The sequence below is a fragment of the Rahnella sp. PAMC25617 genome, from assembly GCF_050606005.1.
Taxonomy (GTDB): domain Bacteria; phylum Pseudomonadota; class Gammaproteobacteria; order Enterobacterales; family Enterobacteriaceae; genus Rahnella; species Rahnella variigena.
The window spans coordinates 24,815-50,419 of sequence record NZ_JBOCUM010000008.1 but is presented as its reverse complement, the minus strand read 5'-3'; the positions used below and the strand labels follow the sequence as shown (position 1 = coordinate 50,419).

The following is a 25,605-nucleotide window of genomic DNA, read 5'->3' as shown; positions in this document are numbered from 1 at the left end:
TGTACATCCCTTTTCTAAAATAACTTCACTGTGTAAAGCGTGAGGTATGTGTTCAGCACCCTTAATCTATTTTGGGTATCAATTGTTATTTACGAAACCATGACATTATAGAATGTTTTTTACAGAAGGGAAAAATGTGATCAATGTTGCATTTTCGGCAGCGACCGCCGCCAGTGTGCAACGGTAAGTGGTAATGTGTTTTCAATTTAATGAAATTGCATTTCAATTAATAAACAAAAGCCTAAACACGGCTGATTTTATTGCCACTTATGAGGTGAATCATGGCGAAAGGTTCTCAGATTCAATTCAATTTTCACACGGTTCAGGACGTACAGACCGGCGCGCGCGTGACGCGTCTGACCCCGCCCGATGTGCTTTGCCATCGCAACTATTTCTATCAGAAATGCTTTACCCGCGACGGCGGCAGGCTGCTGTTTGCTGGTGAGTTTGAAGGTAACCGCAACTATTATCTGCTGGATCTGCAGACGCAAAAGGCGGTTCAGTTGACGGAAGGCAAAGGTGACAATACCTTCGGTGGCTTCCTGTCACCCGACGATCAATATCTGTATTACGTGAAAAATGAGCGCAGTTTGCAGTGCGTAAAACTGGACGATTTCAGCGAAAAAACCGTTTATACCGTGCCGGAAGATTGGGTCGGATACGGCACCTGGGTCGCGAACAGCGAATGCACCAGTCTGGTGGGCATTGAAATCAGTCGTAAAGACTGGACGCCGCTGTCTGACTGGAAAATCTTCCAGGAGTTTTATCATAGTAATCCCCGCTGCCGCCTTTTGCGTGTCGATCTCATCAACGGCAAGTCCCACGTGATACATGAAAAGAATGAATGGCTCGGGCATCCGATTTATCGTCCCTTTGACGACCATACCGTCGCATTCTGTCATGAAGGCCCGCACGATCTGGTGGATGCCCGCATGTGGCTGGTGAATGAGGATGGCAGCAATGTGCGCAAGGTGAAGGAACATGCACCGGGTGAAAGCTGTACGCACGAATTCTGGGTACCGGACGGCTCCGCGCTGATGTATGTGTCTTATCTTAAAGGCCAGCATGACCGCCATATCCGCCGTTTTGATCCGCAAACCGGCGAAGATATTTGCCTGATGACCATGCCTGCGTGTTCGCATCTGATGAGTAATGAAAACGGAACGCTGCTGGTCGGCGACGGTTCCGGCACGCCGGTTGATGTGAAAGATACCGCCAGCCATACGATTGAAAACGATCCATGGCTGTATATTTTCGACGCCCGTACCCGTCAGTATGCCCCGCTTGCCGCCCATAACAGTTCATGGCGTGTGCTGGATGGCGACCGTCAGGTGACGCATCCGCACCCTTCTTTCTCGCCGGACGATCGTCACGTGCTCTTTACCACCGATCACGAAGGCCTGCCGGCGCTGTATCTGGCAGAAATTCCGGATGCCCTGCTCAGCTCGTTAAGAAAGGACTAACCGATGTTTGTATTTAAAAAAGAGATCCCCTTACAGGATTTAGGTGACGGTGTAAGCCGTCGCGTTCTGGCACATAACGGCAGCATGATGGCCGTCGAAGTGTATTTTGAAGAAGGCGCAGTCGGGCCGATGCATAACCATGTGCATGAGCAACTGACGTACGTGCTTTCCGGTCGCTTCAATTTCACTATCGGCGAGGAAACTCACGAAGTGACCGCGGGCGACACGTTATACAAAAAACCGTACATCACGCACGGCTGCGTGTGTCTGGAGAAAGGGGTACTCCTCGATACCTTCACACCGCAACGACAGGATTTTCTGTAACCCATAAAAAACCGGTGCCACATGGGCACCGGTTTTTTTTGTCATCAAGAAAACGAAATCTTACGCGAGGATTTCACGCACGAAGGTTTCGATCTCTTTGTTCTGACAGTTCTCGAAGAAACATTTCTGGAAACGTTCACCGGTCACGGCGGTTTTCACCAGTTCAGGATCGATGGCACGCAGCGTATCGAGATAGTTTTCTTTCACTACTGCGGCTTTCACCTGGTTCAGAATACCGGCGTTGCGTACCTGAGGTTCTTTACGGTCAGCCGGGTAGCCCTGGCCTTTCACGCCGGTAAAGGCTTTCTCGAAAATGAAACGCACGTTGAGTTCTGCGCCCCAGCCAAAACCTTTGGCGAATGGCAGTGACAATGCGTTGCCATTATTGATTTGCGCGAACAGGAAAGCATCCGCCGGATCAATACAGTAACCGCAATTAACGCCCGGATGAATGTTCAGTGACATCAGCGCGCCCTGTCCGGTGCCGCAGCCAGCCACGACAAAATCAACCGCTTTGGAGTTGAGTAAAATGCTGGCCATTATGCCCAGATGGATGTAAGTCAGGTGGTGATCCTGCTCATCAGACATGCCCACGTTGTACACCGGATATTCTTTCTCAGATGCCACTGCGTTCAGTTCTTTCAGGATAATCGCGTTTTTAGCGGCCTGACTGTTTTCCATCATCAATGCAATTTTCATGAGATTTCCTCTTTGGGCAGCGGTGTGACCCGCCGCTGTCGGTGATTATTGAGCAATAATTGGCGTAATTAACGAGCCAGCCAGCCGCCGTCAACGGCAATCGTGTAGCCATTAATATAGTCGGATGCCGGAGAAGACAGGAAAACAACCGGTCCCATCAGATCAGATGGCAAACCCCAGCGACCTGCAGGAATACGCCCCAGGATTTCTTCGCTGCGCGCTTCATCGGCACGAAGTTGCTGGGTGTTGTTGGTGGCCATGTAGCCCGGTGCAATGGCGTTCACATTGATATTGTGTTTCGCCCATTCGTTCGCCAGCAGACGGGTGACGCCCATCACGGCACTTTTCGATGCGGTGTAGGAAGGGACGCGAATGCCGCCCTGATAAGAAAGCATCGATGCAATGTTAATGATTTTGCCGCCGGTGCCCTGCGCGATGAATTGTTTTGCCACCGCTTGTGACATGAAGAAGACAGATTTGATGTTCAGGTTCATGACGTCATCCCAGTTCTTTTCGCTGAACTCAATGGCGTCTTCACGGCGAATAATGCCGGCATTATTGACCAGAATGTCGATATGGCCCATTTCCGCCACCGCACGTTCAAGCAGCGCCGGGATCACTTTAGTATCGCTAAGATCGGCTGTCAGGCTCAGGAAACGACGCCCTGTCGCGCCGACACGTTCGATGGTTTCAGTAGGTTCGACAATATTGATGCCGATAATGTCACACCCTGCTTCAGCAAGGCCAATGGCCATACCTTGCCCCAAACCGGTATCACAGCCGGTGACGACCGCGACTTTTCCCTTCAGAGAAAAATTATCCAGAATCATGATGTTTCCTTTTCATAAAACGGAGGCGAATGCGCTTTTCCGTAGGATTTTTGGTTGTCGGGCTGTGCCCGGCTCCTGAGTCATGAAAGGAGTTTAGCGAGAAAATTCACTCAACTCAACAAAATGAAACATCATTTCAATTTAGCTGAACTTTGATGTCGTTTTTTGTTGGGTTGATCACGTCCTGAGAAATACCGCTGCGCGGATGCCTGATATGTTCATCATAAAGTGAGGTGAAAATCACAGAAAAGTACGACGGAAAACATGGTGGGGATAACTGAGAGAGATGACGATCTAAGAGATAAACAGAGTTCACTGCCCGGCAGGAAGCCGGGCCAGCGGTACACACTTACCGGGAGTAAGTGGAGAGAAGAATCAGTGCAGGCAGCCCTGACATTCCGCAGACATATTCAGACCGCGGCGCCAGTCACCAGGCGTCTGACCGAACTGACGTTTGAAGCTACGGGTGAAAGATTGTTGGGAGTCAAAACCCAGCGAAATCGCCACGCTGACAATCGGCTCACCGCTGCTGGCCAGCATATCGGCAGATTTCTTCAGTTTTTTCTCACGAATGAATTCGCCCATCGGTAACCCAGTGTGCTCTTTGAACATCCGCTGGAGATACCAGCGCGAATAGCCTGCACGTTTGGCAACGGTTTTAATATCCAGTCGCTCTTCCAGATTGTGATCGATCCAGTCGATCAGGTCGTGAATGAAATCCTCGGTTCTCATGGGCAATCTCCTGCTTATTTTTTTGTTTGTGCGCCCCGAGGGCGACTCGTCTTTTTATAAACTGACCTAGTTTTCGTTTAAATGCAAGTTTTACTATTGCATTTAATTTGCCATTACCGGATAGTCACACACCCCGAAGTAAACATTCTGTAAAATAGCACAGAAAGTGTAACAGTAATTCTTGCACTTTAGTAGGCGCATCCCTACAATCCCCTCGAATCAATTGTATCAGTATTTGATACATTATTGTGCTGATGAACGGCACAAGTCCCAAAAAAGTCAGATCAGGCAAAGGACGTTACCCGGCGGACAGGCCGTGTATTGCCTGGCAGTACTTACTCACTGGAAATAAAAATAATGATTAACCTGCAAAAATCACAGGTTGTTGCACGCGGCCGCTCCGGTGGTTCGCATTTGACGTTGCGCCTTTCAGGGATCGCGCTGATGGTTGCCCTGCTTGCCGGGTGTGATAACAGCGTGGCACAAAATTCGGCTCCACCTGCCCCGCAGGTCAGTGCCGCAGATGTTTTGATTAAATCTATAAGCCAGTGGGATGCGTTTAACGGACGCGTGAAAGCGGTACAAAGTGTGCAACTGCGCCCGCGGGTGTCCGGTTACATCGATAAGGTGAATTATCAGGAAGGTCAGGAAGTGAAAAAAGGTCAGGTGTTATTCACCATTGATGACCGCACTTACCGCGCCGCACAGGAACAGGCTCAGGCAGAACTGGTCCGTGCGCGTAATCAGGCCGGTCTGGCGAGAAGTGAATCGGCGCGTACCGAAGCGCTGATGGGCACCCAGGCGGTATCAAAAGAAATCGCCGAGCAGCGACGTTCCGCAGCCTCTCAGGCGCAGTCAGATGTGCTGGCCGCTCAGGCACAGCTGGATATGGCGCAGCTTAATCTTGATTTCACCCGCGTAACTTCTCCCATTGATGGCCGCGCCAGCCGCGCGATGATCACTTCAGGAAATCTGGTGACCGCCGGTGACAGCGCCAGTGTGCTGACCACGCTGGTTTCGCTCGATACCGTTTATGTCTATTTCGACGTAGATGAAGGCACTTTCCTGCGTTATCAGGCGCTGGCCCGCGACGGTAAATTCAATGACAACCCGCAAAATCGTCTGCCGGTTCACGTGGGCTTAGTCGGTGAAGACGGTTATCCGCATCAGGGTGTGGTGGATTTCACCGATAACCAGCTCAATTCCGGCACCGGCACCATCCGTATGCGCGCCCTGCTCGATAACCGCGACCGTACTTTTACGCCGGGATTATTTGCCCGTGTTCAGATGCCGGGCAGCGCGCAGTTCAGCGCCATGCTGGTGGATGATAAAGCCGTGCTGACCGATCAGGACCGCAAGTTTGTGTATGTGGTCGATAAAGACGGTAAAGCCCAGCGTCGCGATGTGGAAGTCGGCAGGATGTCCGGCGGATTGCGGATTGTGCAAAAAGGTCTGGAAGCCGGTGATCGCGTCATCATTGATGGCGTGCAAAAAGTCTTTATGCCGGGAATGCCGGTGAATGCCAAAACCGTCAGCATGGCCGCCAATGTTGCCGCGCCTTCCCCTGCTGCCGTTCAATAAAAGAGAATCCTGACTCATGGACTTTTCCCGTTTTTTCATCGACCGGCCTATTTTTGCGGCTGTTTTGTCGATTTTGATTTTGGTCACCGGGGCTATTGCGATCCCTCTGCTGCCGGTCAGTGAATATCCTAACGTCGTTCCGCCAAGCGTGCAGGTACGCGCCGAATATCCGGGTGCCAACCCGAAAGTGATTGCTGAAACCGTGGCGACGCCGCTGGAAGAAGCCATTAACGGCGTGGAAAACATGGTGTACATGAAATCTGTCGCCGGTTCGGATGGCGTGCTGGTCACGACCGTCACTTTCCGTCCGGGTACCGATCCGGATCAGGCGCAGGTTCAGGTGCAAAACCGTGTGGCGCAGGCGGAAGCGCGTCTGCCGGAAGATGTCCGCCGTCAGGGGGTGACCACTCAGAAGCAATCGCCAACCTTAACGCTGGTGGTGCATCTGGTGTCCCCTTCCGGCAAATATGATTCCCTGTATCTGAGCAACTATGCCACGCTGAAAGTGAAAGATGAGCTGGCGCGGTTGCCGGGTGTCGGGCAAATCCAGATTTTTGGTGCGGGTGAATATGCCATGCGCGTCTGGCTGGATCCGAACAAAGTTGCGGCCCGTGGCCTGACGGCTTCTGATGTGGTGAAAGCCATGCAGGAGCAGAACGTGCAGGTTTCAGCCGGTCAGCTTGGTGCAGAGCCGATGCCAAAAGACAGCGATTATCTGCTGTCCATCAATGCACAGGGACGGCTTAAAGACGAAGACGAGTTCGGCAAAATCATACTGAAAAGTGGTGATAATGGTGAAATTGTTCGTCTGCGGGATGTCGCGCGTATCGAAATGGGTTCCGGCAGTTATGCGCTTCGTTCCCAGCTGAATAATAAAGATGCCGTGGGTATTGGTATCTTCCAGTCGCCGGGCGCTAACGCCATTGATTTGTCGGACGCGGTGCGTGCCAAGATGACTGAACTGTCGACCCGCTTCCCGGAGGGCATGACCTGGCGTGCGCCGTACGACCCGACGGTGTTTGTGCGAGATTCGATCAGTGCCGTTGTTCATACGCTGCTCGAAGCCGTGGTACTGGTAGTGCTGGTGGTTATCCTGTTCCTGCAAACCTGGCGTGCGTCGATCATTCCGTTACTGGCAGTGCCGATTTCAGTCATCGGGACATTCAGTATTCTGTATTTACTGGGATTCTCGCTCAATACGTTAAGCCTGTTCGGGTTGGTACTGGCGATAGGGATAGTCGTTGATGACGCCATTGTGGTGGTGGAAAACGTCGAGCGAAATATCGAGGAAGGACTCGCCCCGAGAGAGGCCGCGCATCAGGCAATGCGGGAAGTTTCCGGGCCGATCATTGCGATTGCGCTGGTGCTGTGTGCGGTGTTTGTGCCGATGGCGTTTCTGTCCGGCGTGACCGGTCAGTTCTACAAGCAGTTTGCAGTGACTATCGCGATTTCTACTGTGATTTCCGCCATTAACTCGCTGACGCTCTCCCCCGCGCTGGCTGCACTGTTGCTCAAACCGCATGGCGCGCCGAAAGACTTGCCTTCTCGTTTGATCGACCGTCTTTTCGGCTGGATTTTCCGTCCGTTCAACCGCTTCTTTAATGCCAGTTCTCATCGTTATCAGAGTGCGGTGTCGAAAACGCTCGGGCGTCGTGGTGCTGTATTTGGTGTTTATGTTCTGCTGTTGTGCGGCGCGGCATTTATGTTCAAAGCGGTGCCGGGCGGTTTTATTCCGACGCAGGATAAACTGTATCTGATCGCCGGTGTGAAGATGCCTGAAGGGGCTTCGCTGTCGCGTACTGACGCGGTGATTCGCAAAATCAGCGCCATGGGACTGAGTACCGACGGGGTGATTGATGCGGTCGCTTTCCCGGGACTGAATGCGTTGCAGTTCACCAATACGCCAAATACGGGTACGGTGTTCTTCGCCCTTAAACCCCTGAGCGAACGTACTCGAACGGCGGCGGAGATCAACGCGGAAATTAATGCCAAAATCTCGCAGATTCAGGAAGGATTTGCCTTCTCGATTATGCCACCGCCAATTCTCGGATTGGGTCAGGGTTCGGGTTATTCCCTGTATGTGCAGGATCGTGCAGGGCTGGGATACGGTGCGTTGCAGACGGCGATCAATACCATGTCCGGTGCCATTATGCAGACGCCTGGCATGGGTTATCCGATTTCCTCTTATCAGGCTAACGTGCCTCAGCTGGACGCCCATATCGACCGCGATAAGGCCAAAGCTCAGGGCGTGTCCCTTGATGACCTGTTCAGTACGTTGCAGGTTTATCTCGGGTCGTCGTATATCAATGACTTCAACCGTTTTGGTCGTACCTGGAAAGTCATGGCGCAGGCCGATGGCCAGTTCCGTGACAGCGTGGAAGATATCGCCAATTTGCGCACACGTAACGATAAAGGCGAGATGGTGCCGATTGGCAGCATGCTGAATATCACCACCACGTACGGGCCTGATCCGGTAATCCGCTATAACGGTTACCCGGCGGCAGACCTGATTGGCGATGCTGATCCGCGCGTGCTGTCTTCTGCGCAGGCGATGACGGAGCTGACTGCAATGTCTAAAAATCTGCTGCCGAACGGGATGAATATCGAATGGACTGACCTGAGCTATCAGCAGTCGACACAAGGTAACGCGGCGCTGATCGTATTCCCGATGTCGGTATTGCTGGCGTTCCTGGTACTGGCGGCCTTGTATGAAAGCTGGACGCTGCCGCTTGCGGTCATTCTGATTGTTCCGATGACCATGCTGTCTGCGCTGTTCGGTGTCTGGCTGACCGGTGGCGATAACAACGTGTTCGTGCAGGTCGGGCTGGTGGTGCTGATGGGACTTGCCTGTAAAAACGCGATTCTTATCGTCGAATTTGCCCGTGAGCTGGAAATGCAGGGCAAAGGGATAATTGAATCGGCTCTGGAAGCATGTCGTCTGCGTCTGCGACCTATCGTGATGACGTCAATTGCGTTCATCGCAGGGACCATACCGCTGATCCTGGGACACGGTGCCGGAGCGGAAGTACGCGGAGTGACGGGGATTACCGTGTTCTCCGGTATGCTGGGCGTAACGCTGTTCGGGCTGTTCCTGACGCCGGTATTCTATGTGGCGCTGCGTAAGCTGGTGACGCGTAAGAAAGTCGTCGTGGAAACACAAACTGCCTGATCTGAAAATCAGAATGCAAAAAGCCGGGAGAATATCCCGGCTTTTTTATGTGCTTTTTTAAGGTTTCACGGAAGGAAACGTTGAACGCTATTTAGAGCAGACCGAACCTTCTGAGTATTCAGCAGCTAAGTCCTTGGTGCATTTGTATTTGCCACCACGCTCGAATTCCGCCAGAGCATCTGCGACCGTGTGGCGCGCCAGAACCTGGAAGGAGGCCTCTTCTGCTTCGTTAACGATATTTTTGAAATACGTACAAGCATTGGCGCTGACAACACAACGGGCAGGAACGTCAGGACGTGCGGCCCACAGGCGCTTGTCTTCTATCACCGCGCAATAAATATCACGAAGTGTGATTTCTTCCGCCGGACGACCCAAGGTGATCGAGCCGGTGCGACCGAGAGTGGAAACAATAATGCCGTGCTGCGTCAGCGGCACCATCAGTTTGCGGATAAAACTGGAGTTGGCTTCCAGACCCGTTGCTAAAATCGCACTGGTGCAGCGCTGTTCAGCCTTTTGAGACTGAGCGATACAAAACACCATCTGCATAGCTGTCGGAAAGCGATAATCTAACATGTCATTGTCCTGAGAAACCAAGTCTTAGGTTAAGCACCCTATCACAGAGGAATTACCCTGTCCGTGATCTGGTCAATAATATAACAAAAAGACACGCCGTTGTACACGCAATTTATCAATACATTTCAATCATGTAGAGCACAAATCGCTTAATAAATAGCCCCGTCAAAATCCCCTTTTCACCTCTTTAAATTCAAGCGCTTGTAAGAAAACTCAGTAGGATCAGGCAAGCATTTGTGGAGTTTTTAGACGAATACAGCACGAGATACTTAACCAAAATATAACATGACGTTCATCGATCGGTTAAAACGATCAATGGCGGAAAACTGATCGTCAGTACCCATTTGAAGTTTAAGGTCTTTGCCATGACTATGCAGACACTTTGTTTGACAGGGAACGACGATGAGGTACTTACTGAATGTTCTGGTGTATGGCGGGATTATTTTTGTTGCTCTGGTTATTCTTGGGCTTTGTCTATAACAAGCTGACTGCATCGAGTGAAAAGGATTGCGCGGATAAAGGGGAAACAGAAGAGTGCTTTTACGATTAAACTTATCAATATAATATTAACAAACTGTTCATGAAAATCAGTAATGCCAAAAAAAGCCCATCCGAAGATGGGCTTTTAATATTGATATTTGCGATTTAAATCACAGCTATATTAAATCACGAGCATCAGAACTGGTATACCAGGCCGACTGCTACGATATCATCGGTAGAAATACCGGCTGCTTTGTAGAAGTCATCATCGTTATCCAGCAGGTTGATTTTATAATCAACATAGGTAGACATATTTTTGTTGAAATAATAAGACGTGCCGATTTCAACATATTTAACCAGGTCTTTATCATTCCAGTCTGAGTTCAGATGAATATCTGAGTTCAGATCCTTGCCTTTGGATTGCAGGTAAGCAATAGAAGGACGCAGACCGAAATCGAACTGGTATTGTGCCGTCACTTCAAAGTTCTGGGTTTTGTTTGCAATCGTATCATCACGATCACCGTAACCCGTCATATTACGGGTTTCGGAATACATAGTAGCCAGATAGAGACCATTAGCATCGTATTTCAGACCTGCAGTCCATACGTCAGCTTTATCGCCGTCTGCTGTTGTAAGATTTACCTGGTCGTTAGTACGGTCTGAAGAAGCATAAGCTGCTGCTGCACTCACACCCATGCCGAAATCATAGGAAGTAGAGATGCCGAAGCCATCGCCATTTTGCTGACGCATGGAACGACCACCACGGTTATTGGTGCCTTCTCCTGTGATATCACCGTCGTTTGCGCCCTGATACTGCAGAGCAAAGTTCCAGCCTTTCACTTCGCCGAAGAAGTCAGTGTTACGGTAGGTTGCCACGCCGTTGGTACGACCTACCATGAAGTTGTCTGCAGTGGTGTAAGTATCGCCACCAAACTCAGGCAGCATATCGGTCCAGGATTCAACGTCGTATACGACACCGTAGTTACGACCATAGTCAAAGGAACCATACTCACCAAATTTCAGACCCGCGAATCCCAGACGGGTCGCATTACCTGATGTTCCGGTACTGCCTTCAGAATTATCGGCCTGAATGTTGTATTCCCACTGGCCGTAACCAGTCAGCAGATCATTGATTTGTGTTTCACCTTTAAAACCGACACGGACATAAGTCTGATCGCCGTCTGCGCCAGCATCGTCAGAAAAATAATGCAAACCATCAACCTTACCGTACAGATCTAATTTGTTGCCATCTTTGTTATAGATTTCTGCTGAATGAGCTGCGCCTGCAACCAGTAATGCCGGGATAATAATCGCCAATGCTTTTAATTTCATGATGTCATTCCTTTATCATTTAATTGAATACTTGAATTTATTATATATACATTATCAATGAGTCTAAGCTCGTGTTAATACTACCTACAGAGTTCCGTTGCTCAGTAGATAAATTATCTCTTTTGGTTTTATTATTTATTGCTAATTATTTCATTAGGCTGTTTTGATATATTCCGTGAATGTATGTGCTAAAATATATGCAAAATTTATATTTATAGTAAGGCAATGTAGTGTGATAATTTAATTTACGAGTTCCGGCATCATCACTGGAATTCGATTTACCCTTCCTTGGTTTTAACTTAATAGATCGCGCCGTGTCCCCCTTAGCGGCTTTACAATTTACCCCGCCTGACTGCGGGGTTTTTTTTTGCATAAAAAAACCCATAACCGGCGAAAGTTATGGGCTCAACAATTGAGAGAGAACTAAAATTTCTACGACGAGGTCAGAGAGACTTTCCACAACAACCTTCATAACGGAGGCTGACACTGTGCCAGGCACAAGGGCAACACCGGTTATTAAGGGTACAACAAGCACTATCAGGAGAAACTCAGGTTAATCGCACAGCTCGTTCCAGTAGCTGAAGCGCATTAAACGTATATAGCGGTCAGGGGCGGCGAAACCAGGACGGATCACTGTTCCCCACATCAATACCATACAGACAACCGGTTGCCAGAAAACTTTCCAGCAGACGCGACGTGTCCTGCGCCATTTCTTCAGTCTGGTGGCGCGGCTTACGTTGAGTAATGCGCTGCCATAAGGAGCGGTGTTCAGCAGTTTGTGCGGTCGTTGACATAAAGGCCTCCGGTTATTCACGGCTTTCTGTTTAAAGCTTTTATGCAACAAGCTTTACAGACTCGTAGCAGACAGTATCTTCTGCTGGAATGACCTCAGTTAACCTTTTTCTGCCTGCAAACAGAACCAACGATTTATGCTTTCTTTATGAAGTTTTGGACTATAACTTCCCGAGCCAGACACCCTCGCAGAACAACTTCGCACACGCCAGACTGTTCTGATGACGCGTTTGCGGATCCCCTGGGGTTTGTGCCAGTTGCACCAGAATGCCGGTAAAGCATTGTGCCATCAGCACGGCGGAAATATCCTCACGAAACAACTTATTCTCCTGACTTGTTGAAAGATTTTCAGCCATCAGGTCACACAGTAATCGTTGCGTTTCCTGTGCCTGAGGAGGCAATAAAAAGGCCTGCTGGGTGCTTGCATCATCTTCTGCTAAAAAGTTAAGCAGTTTTCGGAAGCTTAACGCCATCCGGTCAAGCACCTGATTCTCCGCAACCTGCGGCGCAATTTGTAAAGAGCGTACAAGCGCGGTCAGACGCTCGTGAAAAGCAATAACATCGTTGTCGGTCATTTGTTTATCCTCAAGGTGTGTACTGTATGACGGGAAAACAAGATTGCTATCCGTCATGAGTTCAACCTGAACCTTCTTAAAACCAATCTGTTACTCACTCATAAGAGAAGGTAAACTTCGCCTACTATCCCGCATTACATTGAAAAAACGGTCAAGTTGATGAAGCCTCCTTTCCGCTCGTTGCTTTTAAGCATTTCTCTTTTTGTTCTGCCTTTGCTGTTGGCTAACATTTATTACATAGATGATAACGGGCGAGCTGCGCTCGGCTATACGAACTGGGGGCCAGATGGCAGGCCTCTGGCGGATATAGTGATAAAGGCACTTTTTCTGAGTTCCCATATATCGGATATCTTCCCTCTGCCTTTAATCGCTACCGTACTCATTCTTGCTGCCAGCCTAACGCAATTCTCTCACCATTTCCTGGCTGGTCGTTCTCTGAGTACTGTGTCACTCGTATCAATGACGGTTTTCTGTAATCCGTATTTGCTCGAAATTTTCTCATACCGCTTTGATGTTCTGACCCTTGGCTCTGCACTTAGTTTAAGTTTGATTTATTGCTGCCGGACAGATTCTGGTCATCGCTGGTTGCGTTTTATACTGGGGACCGGAATCATCGTTGCAATCTACTGCCTCTATCAGACCATGATTAATATTGCAGTGTTTATGATTATTGCCGATTTCATCCGCAATTTACATGAAAGGTGCGAACCAACATTAATTCTGAAATCACTTGCCAGACGTATAGCTGAGTTTTTTGTAGGAACGCTGCTATATCTGAAAGTTATTTTACCGGCTACATTTTCAGGACAGGACGTTGCTAATCACCCTACGATCGCAACAAATAATATTTCTGTCACCATTATTAATAATCTGAACAGCTATCTTAATTTCGTTAACTCTACTTTGGCAAAACATCAGGGAGGCGTGCATTTCCTGATGATTATTTGTTTGATTGCAATGATCTCTGCATTGGTAATTTCATTGCGCTATCTGCGTCTTCATAAAGGTCCACTCTCACTTTTAGTTTGTTTTGGGGCTATAATTGCTCCGTGTGTAGCAGTACTGCTCATTCCGGGAAGTCTGTTGTTATTAAAAAATTCGTTGCTTACACCACGTTCGCTTGCTGGTTTGAGTGGTTACATGTTACTGACCGCGTTGCTTTTTACCTATGCTCTTCCTCAGCGTTTAAAATCTATGAACTGGTTACTGATTATTCCTGTGCTTCAGTCGTTAATTCTGGTTTACACCTACGGGAATTCGCTTCGTGAGCAAGCTAAGTTTAATGATGATCTTGTACGCCAGATAAAAACAGATACTCGTGATCTGGACTATAACTCGGTCTATTTCATTTACAGTGGTCAGTCTGCGCATTCCCCTGTTTACAATAATGCGATGGTTAATTACCCCGTGCTCTCCGTGTTAATACCTGATTACTTTAGTAACTGGTATTGGCCTGTGGGGAATATGATGATGAATGGCCTGAATCAGCACTGGGCTTCTCCTGAAACGGGTATAAATACGGACGTAAATCGTTACATTTGTCATTCGGTAATTTTTTCCAGGAATCAGGACTACATAATGTGGAAACTTGATAATGTCATTGTTGTCGATTTTAACCGGACAAATTGCCAGCAATAAAAGTTATTTTTATCTGAGTGTGGATTTGCAACTTTCAATTATTTGAATTCTATAAGTTAATGACCGTGGCTAACAATTGCACATCCCGGCACTCAGGCGTAAACCAGTAAGTAGCTCACGTAAGGCGATCGGGTCGGTCAGACCGTGCCTTGCGCGCAGCACCTGAAAAGATACCGAATACATAGAGGATAGTGGTATGTCTAAAAATGGAAAAGTGGCTTTAGTAACAGGTGGTGGTCAGGGGATTGGCCGGGCAATTGCGCTGCGTCTGGCGAAGGATGGTTTTGCCGTCGCTGTCGTGGATTATAACGCAGACACGGCGAAAAAAGTCGCTGAGGAAATCAACCATGCTGGTGGCAACTCGGTTGCCCTGCTTGCCGATGTGTCAGACCGCGAACAAGTTTTTGCTGCGGTAGAGGCTGCTACGAAACAACTTGGTGGATTTGACGTTATCGTCAATAACGCCGGTATTGCGCCGACAACCCTCATCGAAGACATCACGCCTGAAATTGTAGACAAAGTTTATAATATCAATGTGAAAGGTGTGATTTGGGGGATTCAGGCGGCGGTGAAAGCATTCAAAGCTGCCGGGCATGGCGGTAAAATCATCAATGCTTGTTCGCAGGCCGGACATGTAGGCAATCCTGAACTGGCGATTTACAGCTCGAGTAAATTTGCGGTACGTGGCCTGACGCAAACTGCTGCGCGCGATCTGGCATATCTGGGGATTACCGTGAATGCGTACTGTCCGGGGATCGTCAAAACACCGATGTGGGAAGAAATTGACCGTCAGGTTTCTGCTGCTGCAGGAAAACCGGCGGGTTATGGTACGCAGGAGTTTGCAAAAAACATCACGCTCAAACGTCTATCAGAACCTGAAGATGTGGCTGCCTGTGTTTCTTATCTTGCAGGCCCCGATTCAGATTATATGACCGGTCAGTCACTGCTGATTGACGGCGGTATGGTCTTTAACTGATCCCCTTCCCGCCTGCCCAGCCTCTCGTTTCGGGAGGCTTTTTTATAAGTATAACTCTTCCCTGTCCCTTGCAAACCCGCTCAGAGCTGGGCCAGCGGAATGTAATATTCGCAGGTCACACCGTTCAGTGCTGATTCGCGGGAATACTTTTCAAGGTCGGGCTGCATGATGAACTCCAGACCCAGTGTCGGTAAAAATACCGAATACAGATACAGGATAAAATCATTCAACCGGCTGAGATCGTAAGGATAATTGATCTTCAGATAACGGCTGGCCGGAACCAGGATGGTGTGGCTGTCACTGAGTTTTACCTGATGCGCTACGGTGTATTCCATCTGCAGGGCATTGGCGACTTCGTCGTGAGTATCAGGGCGGCAATCTGAAAGTCCCCAAACCGGTGCCAGCAGGGATTCCGGCGTTTCCAGATAGCGCAGTAATTCGGCACGATGAACGTGGTTTTTACTGTTGAACAAAGCTTCTATCGGATACGAATGGACGACGGTTTCCCCTTCGAACGCCATTTCCGGCAAATCGACAATTTCATATTTCGGTTGAGGAAACTCATCGACGGTCAGCGGTGCGGTGATCCCGTTCATTGTCCATGACGCATTGCGGCGGTACATCCCCGGTGTTTCTGCAAAGTTCTTTTTGAATGAACGGGTGAATGTTTGCTGCGAGTCATAAGAGTAATACAACGAAATATCGAGGATCGGCATATTGGTAAGACGTAACGCGATCGCCGCCATGGTCAGACGGCGGTCACGGATGTATTTGCCCAGTGCGTAACCCGTTTTACTTTTAAACAAACGCTGAAGATACCACGGAGAATAGCCGGTTTTTTTCGAGGCTTTTTCCATGGTCAGACGGTCACTTAAGTTGACTTCGATCCAGTAGAGTAACTCTTTGATCAGGTCATCGTGAAAATCAGGTTTTTGTTCGCTCTGCAAAATGAACTCCCTGTGCTGCTATAAAGTTGCGCGGCTTAGTGCGCAACAGATTTTGAAAACACGTTCACTACGATGACGCCCGCGATGATCAGCCCCAGGCCAATAATCGCCGGCGTATCCAGCTTTTGTCCGTAACCAAACCAACCAATCGCAGAGACCAGAACAATACCGACGCCGGACCAGATGGCATAAGCAATACCGGTCGGCAGGGTTTTCAGAGTCAGAGATAATAAGAAGATGGCAATCGTATAGCCCAGCAATGTAACGACGCTTGGCCATAAACGGGTGAATCCTTCCGAGCTTTTCAGACTGCTGGTCGCGATGACTTCCGCCACAATAGCCAGTCCGAGAAGCAAATATGTTTTAAACATCTGTCGTTTCCTTACTGCAAGAGTTATGAGCATACAGCTCATTTTCAATGGCGCGGCCGAGGTTGTATTGCGCGCAGGTCGGGCTCAGTCCGAGAGTTTCCAGTCGCGACATGGCATCCATGCTGCTGCTCAGGCCAATCAGGCGCCAGGAAATATGCTCCGGCGATTCGCCCTGCACAAACTCCCCTTTCTGTCTGCCAAAGCTGATGGCATCAGACACCAGCTGATGCCAGTCAGACACTGAAAGTGCGAATGCAGCCTTCATCAGCGGTTCCTGTTCGGTCAGCAACATGGCTTCATGCCAGAGAGGGATCGCCATCAGAGATTCTGCGTCTTGCGGATCAACCAGCAACAGGTTCAGCCGTTCGCGGGCTGTCAGAGTCAGAGACTTTTCTTCCAGCTGGGCTTTGAGGATTTTCATCACCTGCGTATAGGCCTGAGCCCGCAACTGAGCGGCGCTGGAAAAATGATGATGAACCTGACCGGTTGCCGCACCGGCTTCTTGCGCGACACGACGAACGGTGGTCGCGGCCAGTCCTTCACGGCGGGCAATTCGCGCAGCAGCTTCCAGAATAGTATTGCGACGGGCTTCTTTACACAGGTAGACCACTGAAAAATCCGAAGCAGAGTAGGCAGATGAGGATAATGCCAAGACTTGGACGGATGTTCAAGATTTTTTGAGAACGTTCATTCACCTGTGATTTTATATAGGTAAATGACTTGCAATCTCTGTGAAAATTGTACTCGCCGAAAATGACAGCAGCCTGACGTTTCAGGCCACTTACTGATCAGTACACACAAAACTCGACGCTGACCTGATATCACCCTGCCCGTTATATTTCGGATACAACGGGTAATCACATAAGGGCATTTCACGTCCTGCCGTCGGTTTGTTGACATCAATCATAACTTGTTGTCCGGGTGGGATCCCATGATCGACCCACTTATCCAGCGTGCCGAGTGAATCCCAGCTCGCACGAAAAGTTCCGCTGCTGTGGGTAAAGCCGGGTGCCAGGTAGAAGCGTGCAAACTGACGGAGCTCTTTCTCGCCGAATTCCGCTTTCAGTTTTTCGTAATACGCCACGGTATTCCCCGGTGGTACTGCCATGTCTGCGGTACCGTGCATCAGCAGCAACTTACCGCCGTGCTGCACAAAGGCGCGGAGGTTCACATCGTCGTTATCGACCTGCGCAGCAAGCTCTTTGAGGCGCGGCTGATGTGCGGCCGGGTCGAATTTCAGAGAGTCGTAATCCGCATTACGCATGACTTCATAACGGACGGCCTGATCGCCCATCATATAAGGAAAAGAAATAATGATATTTGTGGCTTCGGGTTTCGGCTTGTCTGCGCCGGAGCCAAATACGCTGACCAGCGCGGAAGCGTCAGCACCGCGTAATATCGGCCAGGGCGCAAAATGATCGCCGGTAGGCAGTTTTATGCCAAGTTGTACGGGCTTATTCAGCAGGTCGACCAGCGCTATTTGCGTGTCTGAAAGACAATTTGACCCGGTATCTTTGCCCTGCGGACAACGCAGATGCGCAATTTTAAATGTCGCACTACAGGCATCAGGATTGGCGACCACGCCGTCGGCCAGACCGTCCAGTTTATCGCAGGCACCGGTCACGGCGTTGGCAATCAGCGCGGCTTTTGCTGGTGAAATCCACGCACCCGGCGTGTTGTAAATTGCCTGCCCGATACGGATACCCGCCATGTGCAATTCGACGACGTTGTAAACCGGATGAATGGCGATCGCGCCGTCATAGTCGAGCGGGAAGCGCTGAATTGCAGCAAGTGCTTCGTGTCCACCCTGAGAATTGCCCTGAAAATACAGGCGCGAGGGTTTTTTACCGTAAGCTTGTGTGATGAGTGCGACCGCGACATCGTGGGTTTTCTTAATCTGAGCACCGGCAAAATTATCCCAGGCTTCCTGGTTGAGAGCAAAAGACGCATCGGAGACGCCGCCCTGATGCCCGGAATCGCTGCCAAAAGTCGCGTAACCTTGTTTCAGCGCGCCGGGTGTAGCGGCTGGCGCCAGCCGGGCAGTATCGGCATCCTTAACGGCACCGTCGAATCCGCTGCCGCCGAGTTGCAGGGCTTTACCATTCCATATGAGGGGCAGGTAAAGCTGAAAATTAATATCAGGTGCTGTCGCATCAATGGGTTTAATCAGTCCTTCGAGTTTGCAGTGCTGATTACCGGGATGACCGGCCATCGCAACATTGGTCACCAGCGCGCCGCGGGTTGGCAAACCTATTTTGGCAGCATCGATGCGGGAGTTTTTTAGGGCCACGCATTGCGACTGGGTTATACCTGCCGGGGACGCTTCGGCTACATTTGCTGAGAACAAATTAGCGAAGAACAACGCAAAACAAAAAGTATAAAAACGCGCATTCATCAGACAGCTATCATCCTATTGCGTAAAAGTGGCAGTTTGTCATTAAATGATCTGCGAAAACAGCCCTCCGAGGAGGAAATAGTCACTCACGACATGATGGATATGGCACACACATCTCATCACGCAAACAAATGAACTCAGGTGTAATAGCCTCATTATTTATGATTAGAACTGTTTTTTATGTGTATATGCCAGGTGCTCTGTAATTAAAATAATATATCCACTGTGAGTTATCATTTTAATGAATGATACGGCTGCGTGTGTATTTAATATTGGCATGATGAATGAAATAAAACTAATTTTTAATTTGTCTCTCATTGGTAATTAAAGGTATATTGCTGCCGCTCGCCTGGTTGCGAGTGCGATTAATATTAATCAACTTTTTTGAAAAGGAATTTTACATGAAGTCTTTAGTCAAGTTGTTTGTCCTCGCTGCTGTGGTCTCTACGCTTTCGGGTTGTACTGGTAGCGTTTATAATAAAGAAAAGAACTGCGATTACATGTACTTACTTCACCCTGCTATTTCAATTTCTAAAATGATCGGTGGTTGTGGTCCGACTGATAAATAATGTTATTTTCAGTGTAAAATATGCCGGGCGATGATGTCCGGCATTTATATAATAACACGCTTGTTTCTTAATAATTTCTTAAAACGTTCAGCAGACACCGCTGGTACCCTCTGCCTTATAGAGCGTTGCCGCTAATCTTCGTCAACAGTTATGTACCAAACTTCTTAATTCATGACAATTTCATAATAAACTACCTGAATTTTAGATTAACAATCTAAACGTAGACCAGTCGTCTGCAGGCAAGTTATAAACATTCCATTTTACTAGAGCTTATTTGCAGATTTCTCCACATCGTATTACTCTTCAATGAATCGCAGCAGGTCTTCATTAATCGTCCCTGCTTGGGTGATTGTCATCCCGTGGCCAAATCCTGCATAGACCTTGAGCTGCGAATCTTTGACGAGTTGCGCGGACAGAATGGCAGAGTCGGCCAGCGGAACGATCTGATCGTCATCACCATGCATGATCAGGGTTGGCACATCGATTTTCTTAAGGTCATCAGTGAAATCAACCTCAGAGAACTGTTTAATACAGTCATATTGACCTTTAATCCCCCCCTTCATTCCCTGAAGCCAGAAGCTTTCTCTCACACCATCAGAAGGCGTCTCTGACGAACGATTGTAGTTGAAAAACGGCGTGGTCAAATCCTTGTAGAACTGTGAACGGTCTTTTTCGACCGCAGCACGGATGCCATCAAACACTTCCATAGGCAGACCGCCAGGATTGTTCTCGCTTTGCAGCATAACCGGAGGTACTGCGCCGATAAGTACTGCTTTGCTGACGCGTGCCGAGCCATACGTACCGATATAGCGTGCGACTTCACCACCGCCAGTAGAGTGTCCAACCAGAACAACATCGTTGAGATCTAACTGTTCGATGAGTGATGATAAATCTTCAGCGTAGGTATCCATATCATTGCCTTCCCATGTCTGACTTGAGTTGCCATGGCTGCGGCGATCGTGAGCTATTACACGGAACCCCTGCTGACCGAAGAACAACATTTGCGCGTCCCATGCATCACTTGATAATGGCCAGCCGTGGGAGAAAATAATGGTTTGTCCCTTGCCAAAGTCTTTATATGCAATCTTAGAACCGTCTTTCACCTGAATAGTTTTCATCACTTTATTCTCTTTTCTGTTGGCGACGCCTCATGGGAGGCGCATTTGATGTAGAGGTGTTTTTTTCGTATGTTTGCTTTTACACCTGGCAATCATTCAATAATGGCTGGCCAGGAAAGCATTTCACTGATGTTTACTGAGATAAACTTTGTGCCGCTTTCTCGATCAGGGTCGCAATTTTCTCCGGTTGCGATGCGTAAATGGCATGGTTGCCTTTCAATTCAGTAACGGTGCTGTGCGCGCGTTTTGCCATAAAGCGCTCCAGTTCTGGATTAATAGCACGATCCTGCGTCGCCACTACGGCCCAGCTTGGCTTCGTTTTCCATGCCGGAACGCCTGCCTGGGCACTAAATGCTGCTACTGCAGGCATGAGTTGAGATTGCGCCAACAGATTTGTTTCTTTGACTGGCAAGTCAGCAGCAAAGTCCGCGTGGAAATTTTCCGGTTTGATATAAAGGAAGTGATCTGGCGTTTCAGTAATAGACTGAGCGGCTGGCGGATATTTTTTCGCCAAACTCAGCAATGACTCACCTTGCTCCGGCTGAAACGCTGCGATGTAAACCAGGCCGGCAACAGAGGGATCATTTCCCGCGTCACTGATGATCATTCCGGCGTAGCTATGGCCAACCAGCAATGATTTACCACTTTGTAACGCCAGAACGCGTCGAGTCGCCGCGACATCATCAGCCAGCGAGGTTTGAGGCTCCTGAACAATCGACACTTTATAGCCTGCTTTATTCAGGATGCGGGCCACTGGATCCCAACCTGAACCATCCACAAAAGCACCGTGTACCAAAACGATGTTTTTAACCGGCGCCGCCATTGAAGACTGAGCATAAACTGACAGAACCAGGCTTAAAGCCAGAGTAGTCAATGATTTTTTAAACATGATTAATTTCCTGTATTTAAAATTGATTGTTAAATTAGACCGGTCGTCTAATTGGCTCTTAAATAAAAAATTTACCCGTACCTGCTGTTCTGGCCAATTCTGCGTGCTGTTTCTTTATACCGGAACGGCTGTTGTGCTCTGTCGCGTAGTCGCCGTGCCATGTGTGTAAGCTAACAGCTATTAGACCAGTCGTCTACATGTAATTAATAAAACTTTTTCATCTTACCTTCGCAGGCACCTTCTCATTCCGGTTACCTGTCACGACGATATAACCCACTAATTTTAATGCTTGTTCAACTGCGTTTGTTCACGTATCGATGATGCACTTAGTCGGCTTTCCTTGCCCAAACTGCCTGAGTATTTGTGAATTCACGAACACCAAATCGCGAAAGTTCGCGACGATACCCCCTCTTTTTCACACAGCTATTGGCCCGATTCTACTTTGTGGTCCAGCGGATCGCCAACCTTCGACAGTCTGACGGCGGCGCTGAACCAGAGCGGCTGCTTTCAAAGCTAGTGTGACGCGAGCCCGCAGTTGGTTGAAGGGGAAATGGTTTAATCCTACCTTTTAGTTACAACATTCTATATATTTGAAACATCAACAACAGTGACTAATTCAGCTTCATTTTAACTATCAGTCGATCAGGGAATGAACACCAGCTCTTGCCAATATGATCTCCGAAGACATGAAAAAGCGGTCGCATAGCGACCGCCTGAGTTCTCAAAAGAGTCTTATCGTTTACGCCATATCGTCAACTGCGCGACGGTATGTTGGAATTTTCTTGCAGTTTCCCGGATAACGAATGGCACATCTTGTGGCTGCTGAATTTCCTCAAAATCACTGGCCAGAAGGCGGCGCAATGCCTGATGGGTAGTCACTGCTTCACCGTTCTCACGGAAACCCCCTACCCAGTTCTCTTTTGGGGTGAATTCTTCAAGCCAGGTATACGGCGATGACAGCATCAGCAATCCGCCTGAGCGAATCATTGGTGTGATGTCTTTCAGGAACCGCGCCGGTTCACGCAGACGGTCAATCAGGTTTGCCGCCAGAACCAAATCATACAATTCAGCCTGCGGTTTAAGATTGCACGCATCACCCTGCACAAAACTGACACGTTCTGTCTGCTGCGCATTGATCCCTACCTCTGTCAGCGTCGCCTGGCAATAATCGACCAGATCACCCTCTTCCGGGATCACATAACGACAAGCTTCGCCTCTCGCCAAAGCCAGAGCGACATCGATGAACCGCGCGGAATAATCCATGCCCACGACGGCATCAAAATGACGTGCAAGCTCGAAACTGGCGCGGCCGGTCGCACAGCCGATATCCAGCGCTCTGCCTTTCTGACTGACATTTTTTACAGCTATATCAACAAGTTGTTCGGCGTAATTTGGTACGTTAAAGTGGCGCGGACCGTACTGGAAATCCAGATACTGAGCCACTAAACCATCGGTTTCATACGGATTCACCGTGATCAGTTCCTGATGACTGGACACCACATATCGGAAACCTGCATGCTGGAAGAAGTGACGGCGGAACGCGTAACGGGAAGATTTCAATGCCTCGTTACCGGTCGAAATCCAGCTTCCGCCTTTGATCATCGAGTGTTTACCATCAAAAGTCGGCGTCGAAAAATCGTCATATAACGGATGCACACGGAAACCATCAAACCCGCTGATGGGGGTTGATGCCCATTGCCAGACGTTCCCGACAATATCGTAAAAATCGCCCTGTGCGAAATGATCTACCGGACACGAAGAAGCCCAACAGGCCAGATTGATATTACCCGGCGCAGTCTGCCAGTCTGGCTGATCGCCAGGCACCTGATTACGTAAAATCATCCATTCTGCTTCGGTCGGCAACTGAACAGATTCGCCGGTTTGTTTTGCTTTCCAGCGACAAAATGCCGCCGCTTCCAGCTGATTGACTTCTGCAGGCCAGTCCCACGGCATCGGCACTTCTTCAGTCATCAGACGTAATTTCAGTTGCTCAGATTCACGCGGCGAACCGACCCAAAATGTCGGCATTTCTGCCTTCGCAAACTCACGCCATCCTGCACCTTCTTCATCCCACCACTCAGGGTTCTGGTAGCCGCCCGCCTCGACGAAAGTATAGAATTCGGCGTTGCTCACCAGCATTTTGCTGGCGCTAAATGCCTGGATTTTATGCTCTGACGTGCCGTATTCGTTGTCCCAGCCGTACGTGTCGTCCTGCTTACCTAGTGTGACAACGTCACCTTTCACGGCTACTGTTTCGTTTTCAGGCACCGTTTTCCGGTCATGTCTTGCCAGTTCACACGCAGGCCAGTGTGCCTGAGGTTTAACCCATTCCACTGGTAACTGGCGGATCAGTACGCTGGACGTTTCAAGATGGATGCGTTCATGCTCGATACCCATCAGGATCACCCACGCCGGGCTGTTCCAGTCGATCGGTAAACTCAGTGGCATCGTATCGATAATGGCGAGCACTTCTTCGCGAACTTTGTTGCGATATGTCCGTAAATTGGCGACAGATGGCCAGTTATAGTTCTGATCATCGAGATCGTCCCAGCTCATTTCGTCCACGCCAATCGCCAGCATCGCCTCGATGTGGGAATCAATACGCTTAGGAATTAAACCTGCCGCCATGAGCTTGTTGATATAAAAAGTGGCGGTATGACCAAAATAGAAAATCAGCGGATGGCGCAGGGAAATCGCTTTGTTGAAGTAAGCACGTTCGTCCGCCAGACAATCAAACAGGCTTTCATACAGTTCCCAGGTCTGAATATAGTAATCACGTATTTCCTGACGTTTTTGTTCCGCCGTTCCTGTGCTTAGTAAAATAGTCTGCGTCGGTTCCGGCAAGCTGTTTGCGTTCTCTGGTTGTGAAAGCATCATTAATTCCTCTGTCCTCTGGCAACGCCAAATCAATACTCAAGTGTAGCAGCTGATATCAGCGGCTTATCTCCGGCGCGTGCGGGCCGGTCTGTTAGTCGTTAAATCACAAAAAATTGCAGATATTTCTATTGCAAAAAAAACCTATCTTTCCATATAAAGCAGCGATATCGCAGGAACTTGCAGGGATTCACCCTCAAATTTATGGCGCAAATCGAAGTAATCCGGCGCGCTGATAATGCCCTGAATATTGTCAGAAAATGCTTCCAGCGCCTTTTTCATTTGCGGCAGATAGTCGTGGGTATCGTAAACACGGTCAATACCTTCGAGCGAATGATTCATGATTTTACGGGCAACATCGTTAGGGACATTCAGGGAGGATAATTTGGATCTGGCTGTCCGGCGCAAATCCCGTGTTGCAAATGGCTCAATGCCCAGCCCTCTTTCTGCACGTAACATCCGGCGGATAACCTGAGTGACGGCCCCCCGCGATAACGGTTTTTGTGCATCGAGCGGCGACGGAACCAGCCACGGACTATTTTTTGGACTGGCCGCCAACAATGCTTCCACACAAGTCACCATTAAAGATGTCAGGGGCAGGCTATGATCGCGGGCTGATTTATTGCGCGTGCCCTGCCGCCAGACGCCAATTCGCAGATGAAACTCCTCTTTTCTGGCACGTACGATTTCATCCGGACGCCTGGCAGTCAGTAAACAAAGGCGTAGCGCCCAGCGACATTGTTCCGAAATATCCCATAAATCAAGACCATGCCAGAAAATCCAGATTTCAGCATCGGTTAATGCCCGCTCGCGGGGCGGCGTATTTCTTCCCCCGACGTCACGGCGTTTCATGGAACTCAAGGGCGAATGGGCGAGATATCCCTGCGTTTCCGCCCAGCCAAAAAATTGCTTACACAGGGCAAATACCCTTTTGGCTTCGGAAATTTTTCCGTCCGCTAACAACACATTGAATAAGCGATTCAGACGCAGGCGGGTAATTTTGTTGAGTGGCACATCGCCAATCACCGGCAGGACATGTTTCATTAAAGAGGAAACGGCAATTTCCGGACGACGGCGTGTCAGGATCAACGAAAGCCGGATCCAGACATTGATCACCTGCCCGACCGTCGCGTTACCCTCTTCGTCAAAATCATCCAGCTTTGCGAGCGGCGTCATTTTCACATTCTGAAGATAGGCAAGCACATGCCGGCCAACATTCTCGGCAGCAAAATGTGTTTCGTTGATCGTTCCGGATACCGCGTTGCTCATCAGCCCTAT

At 49.1% G+C, this 25,605-nt stretch carries 22 protein-coding genes; 7 read left to right on the top strand and 15 right to left on the bottom strand.

Annotated elements, in window-relative coordinates; translation table 11 throughout:
* Positions 1–281: 281 nt before the first annotated feature.
* Together ACM615_RS11665 and ACM615_RS11660 are read left to right on the top strand one after the other, a co-directional pair.
* Complete coding sequence (locus ACM615_RS11665; protein WP_431011931.1) at positions 282–1,463, top strand: oligogalacturonate lyase family protein; 1,182 nt, start codon at positions 282–284, stop codon at positions 1,461–1,463.
* A gap of 3 nt (positions 1,464–1,466) precedes the next feature.
* Positions 1,467–1,787 carry a cupin domain-containing protein gene (locus ACM615_RS11660; protein WP_431011930.1) on the top strand — a complete coding sequence of 107 codons (321 nt, stop codon included), beginning with the start codon at positions 1,467–1,469 and terminating at the stop codon, positions 1,785–1,787.
* 60 nt (positions 1,788–1,847) lie between these two features.
* Here the strand turns inward: ACM615_RS11660 and ACM615_RS11655 are convergent, their stop codons facing one another.
* The 3 genes from ACM615_RS11655 to ACM615_RS11645 all read right to left on the bottom strand — a co-directional run bounded on the left by ACM615_RS11655 (position 1,848) and on the right by ACM615_RS11645 (position 4,048).
* Positions 1,848–2,486: an RpiB/LacA/LacB family sugar-phosphate isomerase gene (locus tag ACM615_RS11655; protein ID WP_113878279.1), complete on the bottom strand. Its 639-nt coding sequence runs from the start codon at positions 2,484–2,486 to the stop codon at positions 1,848–1,850.
* A 68-nt stretch (positions 2,487–2,554) separates the two neighbouring features.
* Positions 2,555–3,316, bottom strand: coding sequence for a 2-dehydro-3-deoxy-D-gluconate 5-dehydrogenase KduD (gene kduD, locus ACM615_RS11650; RefSeq protein ID WP_113878278.1), 762 nt, complete (start codon positions 3,314–3,316; stop codon positions 2,555–2,557).
* Between the two features lie 375 nt (positions 3,317–3,691).
* Positions 3,692–4,048 (bottom strand): helix-turn-helix domain-containing protein, encoded by a 357-nt coding sequence (locus tag ACM615_RS11645; RefSeq protein WP_112286681.1) that lies wholly within the window; start codon positions 4,046–4,048, stop codon positions 3,692–3,694.
* 357 nt (positions 4,049–4,405) lie between these two features.
* Between ACM615_RS11645 and ACM615_RS11640 the strand changes: the two genes are divergently transcribed.
* A complete protein-coding gene (locus tag ACM615_RS11640; RefSeq protein ID WP_431011929.1) occupies positions 4,406–5,629 on the top strand; it encodes an efflux RND transporter periplasmic adaptor subunit in 1,224 nt (407 codons plus the stop codon).
* A gap of 16 nt (positions 5,630–5,645) precedes the next feature.
* A complete protein-coding gene (gene oqxB / locus ACM615_RS11635; protein ID WP_112286682.1) occupies positions 5,646–8,798 on the top strand; it encodes a multidrug efflux RND transporter permease subunit OqxB in 3,153 nt (1,050 codons plus the stop codon).
* A gap of 87 nt (positions 8,799–8,885) precedes the next feature.
* On the opposite strand, the gene ACM615_RS11630 is transcribed toward oqxB, so the two are convergent.
* From ACM615_RS11630 to ACM615_RS11615, 4 genes are all read right to left on the bottom strand, one after another.
* Positions 8,886–9,371 carry an RrF2 family transcriptional regulator gene (locus ACM615_RS11630; RefSeq protein ID WP_113878276.1) on the bottom strand — a complete coding sequence of 162 codons (486 nt, stop codon included), beginning with the start codon at positions 9,369–9,371 and terminating at the stop codon, positions 8,886–8,888.
* Positions 9,372–10,046: 675 nt separating this feature from the next.
* Positions 10,047–11,183, bottom strand: a complete 1,137-nt coding sequence (ompC, locus tag ACM615_RS11625; protein ID WP_129640054.1) for a porin OmpC — start codon at positions 11,181–11,183, stop codon at positions 10,047–10,049.
* A 605-nt stretch (positions 11,184–11,788) separates the two neighbouring features.
* Positions 11,789–11,977, bottom strand: a complete 189-nt coding sequence (locus ACM615_RS11620; RefSeq protein WP_113878274.1) for a hypothetical protein — start codon at positions 11,975–11,977, stop codon at positions 11,789–11,791.
* A gap of 159 nt (positions 11,978–12,136) precedes the next feature.
* Entirely contained in the window at positions 12,137–12,550 is a 414-nt protein-coding gene (locus tag ACM615_RS11615) for a hypothetical protein (RefSeq protein WP_113878273.1), read from the bottom strand.
* A 159-nt stretch (positions 12,551–12,709) separates the two neighbouring features.
* Between ACM615_RS11615 and ACM615_RS11610 the strand changes: the two genes are divergently transcribed.
* The gene (locus tag ACM615_RS11610; RefSeq protein WP_431011928.1) at positions 12,710–14,188 is read left to right on the top strand and encodes a glucosyltransferase domain-containing protein; all 1,479 of its coding nucleotides are present in this window, start codon (positions 12,710–12,712) and stop codon (positions 14,186–14,188) included.
* Positions 14,189–14,384: 196 nt separating this feature from the next.
* Positions 14,385–15,164: a (S)-acetoin forming diacetyl reductase gene (locus tag ACM615_RS11605; protein WP_129640057.1), complete on the top strand. Its 780-nt coding sequence runs from the start codon at positions 14,385–14,387 to the stop codon at positions 15,162–15,164.
* 80 nt (positions 15,165–15,244) lie between these two features.
* Here the strand turns inward: ACM615_RS11605 and ACM615_RS11600 are convergent, their stop codons facing one another.
* The 4 genes from ACM615_RS11600 to ACM615_RS11585 all read right to left on the bottom strand — a co-directional run bounded on the left by ACM615_RS11600 (position 15,245) and on the right by ACM615_RS11585 (position 18,772).
* On the bottom strand, positions 15,245–16,111 hold the full coding sequence (locus ACM615_RS11600; RefSeq protein ID WP_120163806.1) for a helix-turn-helix domain-containing protein: 867 nt from the start codon (positions 16,109–16,111) through the stop codon (positions 15,245–15,247).
* Positions 16,112–16,146: 35 nt separating this feature from the next.
* Positions 16,147–16,482: an SMR family transporter gene (locus tag ACM615_RS11595; protein ID WP_113878269.1), complete on the bottom strand. Its 336-nt coding sequence runs from the start codon at positions 16,480–16,482 to the stop codon at positions 16,147–16,149.
* On the bottom strand, positions 16,475–17,092 hold the full coding sequence (locus ACM615_RS11590; protein WP_132964128.1) for a TetR family transcriptional regulator: 618 nt from the start codon (positions 17,090–17,092) through the stop codon (positions 16,475–16,477). Before ACM615_RS11590 ends, ACM615_RS11595 begins: the two co-directional genes overlap by 8 nt.
* A 171-nt stretch (positions 17,093–17,263) precedes the next feature.
* The gene (locus ACM615_RS11585) at positions 17,264–18,772 is read right to left on the bottom strand and encodes a tannase/feruloyl esterase family alpha/beta hydrolase (RefSeq protein WP_431011927.1); all 1,509 of its coding nucleotides are present in this window, start codon (positions 18,770–18,772) and stop codon (positions 17,264–17,266) included.
* A 506-nt stretch (positions 18,773–19,278) separates the two neighbouring features.
* Here ACM615_RS11585 and ACM615_RS11580 point away from each other — a divergent pair.
* On the top strand, positions 19,279–19,446 hold the full coding sequence (locus ACM615_RS11580; RefSeq protein WP_112289511.1) for a YhfL family protein: 168 nt from the start codon (positions 19,279–19,281) through the stop codon (positions 19,444–19,446).
* A gap of 296 nt (positions 19,447–19,742) precedes the next feature.
* Here ACM615_RS11580 and ACM615_RS11575 read toward each other — a convergent pair whose 3' ends face one another.
* From ACM615_RS11575 to ACM615_RS11560, 4 genes are all read right to left on the bottom strand, one after another.
* Positions 19,743–20,564, bottom strand: coding sequence for an alpha/beta fold hydrolase (locus tag ACM615_RS11575; protein WP_431011926.1), 822 nt, complete (start codon positions 20,562–20,564; stop codon positions 19,743–19,745).
* A 133-nt stretch (positions 20,565–20,697) separates the two neighbouring features.
* Positions 20,698–21,453, bottom strand: a complete 756-nt coding sequence (locus ACM615_RS11570) for an alpha/beta fold hydrolase (RefSeq protein WP_431011925.1) — start codon at positions 21,451–21,453, stop codon at positions 20,698–20,700.
* A 732-nt stretch (positions 21,454–22,185) separates the two neighbouring features.
* Positions 22,186–24,327 (bottom strand): 5-histidylcysteine sulfoxide synthase, encoded by a 2,142-nt coding sequence (gene ovoA / locus ACM615_RS11565; protein ID WP_431011924.1) that lies wholly within the window; start codon positions 24,325–24,327, stop codon positions 22,186–22,188.
* Positions 24,328–24,471: 144 nt separating this feature from the next.
* Positions 24,472–25,596, bottom strand: coding sequence for a tyrosine-type recombinase/integrase (locus tag ACM615_RS11560; protein WP_113876418.1), 1,125 nt, complete (start codon positions 25,594–25,596; stop codon positions 24,472–24,474).
* Positions 25,597–25,605: the final 9 nt, after the last annotated feature.

Coding starts and splice junctions, on each gene's coding strand:
- ACM615_RS11630 (WP_113878276.1), bottom strand. CDS start 9,371: ATGTTAGATTATCGCTTTCCGACAGCTATGCAGATGGTGTTTTGTATC.
- ACM615_RS11575 (WP_431011926.1), bottom strand. CDS start 20,564: ATGAAAACTATTCAGGTGAAAGACGGTTCTAAGATTGCATATAAAGAC.
- ACM615_RS11580 (WP_112289511.1), top strand. CDS start 19,279: ATGAAGTCTTTAGTCAAGTTGTTTGTCCTCGCTGCTGTGGTCTCTACG.
- ACM615_RS11595 (WP_113878269.1), bottom strand. CDS start 16,482: ATGTTTAAAACATATTTGCTTCTCGGACTGGCTATTGTGGCGGAAGTC.
- ACM615_RS11610 (WP_431011928.1), top strand. CDS start 12,710: ATGAAGCCTCCTTTCCGCTCGTTGCTTTTAAGCATTTCTCTTTTTGTT.
- oqxB (WP_112286682.1), top strand. CDS start 5,646: ATGGACTTTTCCCGTTTTTTCATCGACCGGCCTATTTTTGCGGCTGTT.
- ACM615_RS11560 (WP_113876418.1), bottom strand. CDS start 25,596: ATGAGCAACGCGGTATCCGGAACGATCAACGAAACACATTTTGCTGCC.
- kduD (WP_113878278.1), bottom strand. CDS start 3,316: ATGATTCTGGATAATTTTTCTCTGAAGGGAAAAGTCGCGGTCGTCACC.
- ACM615_RS11640 (WP_431011929.1), top strand. CDS start 4,406: ATGATTAACCTGCAAAAATCACAGGTTGTTGCACGCGGCCGCTCCGGT.
- ovoA (WP_431011924.1), bottom strand. CDS start 24,327: ATGCTTTCACAACCAGAGAACGCAAACAGCTTGCCGGAACCGACGCAG.
- ompC (WP_129640054.1), bottom strand. CDS start 11,183: ATGAAATTAAAAGCATTGGCGATTATTATCCCGGCATTACTGGTTGCA.
- ACM615_RS11665 (WP_431011931.1), top strand. CDS start 282: ATGGCGAAAGGTTCTCAGATTCAATTCAATTTTCACACGGTTCAGGAC.
- ACM615_RS11615 (WP_113878273.1), bottom strand. CDS start 12,550: ATGACCGACAACGATGTTATTGCTTTTCACGAGCGTCTGACCGCGCTT.
- ACM615_RS11620 (WP_113878274.1), bottom strand. CDS start 11,977: ATGTCAACGACCGCACAAACTGCTGAACACCGCTCCTTATGGCAGCGC.
- ACM615_RS11570 (WP_431011925.1), bottom strand. CDS start 21,453: ATGTTTAAAAAATCATTGACTACTCTGGCTTTAAGCCTGGTTCTGTCA.
- ACM615_RS11655 (WP_113878279.1), bottom strand. CDS start 2,486: ATGAAAATTGCATTGATGATGGAAAACAGTCAGGCCGCTAAAAACGCG.
- ACM615_RS11660 (WP_431011930.1), top strand. CDS start 1,467: ATGTTTGTATTTAAAAAAGAGATCCCCTTACAGGATTTAGGTGACGGT.
- ACM615_RS11645 (WP_112286681.1), bottom strand. CDS start 4,048: ATGAGAACCGAGGATTTCATTCACGACCTGATCGACTGGATCGATCAC.
- ACM615_RS11605 (WP_129640057.1), top strand. CDS start 14,385: ATGTCTAAAAATGGAAAAGTGGCTTTAGTAACAGGTGGTGGTCAGGGG.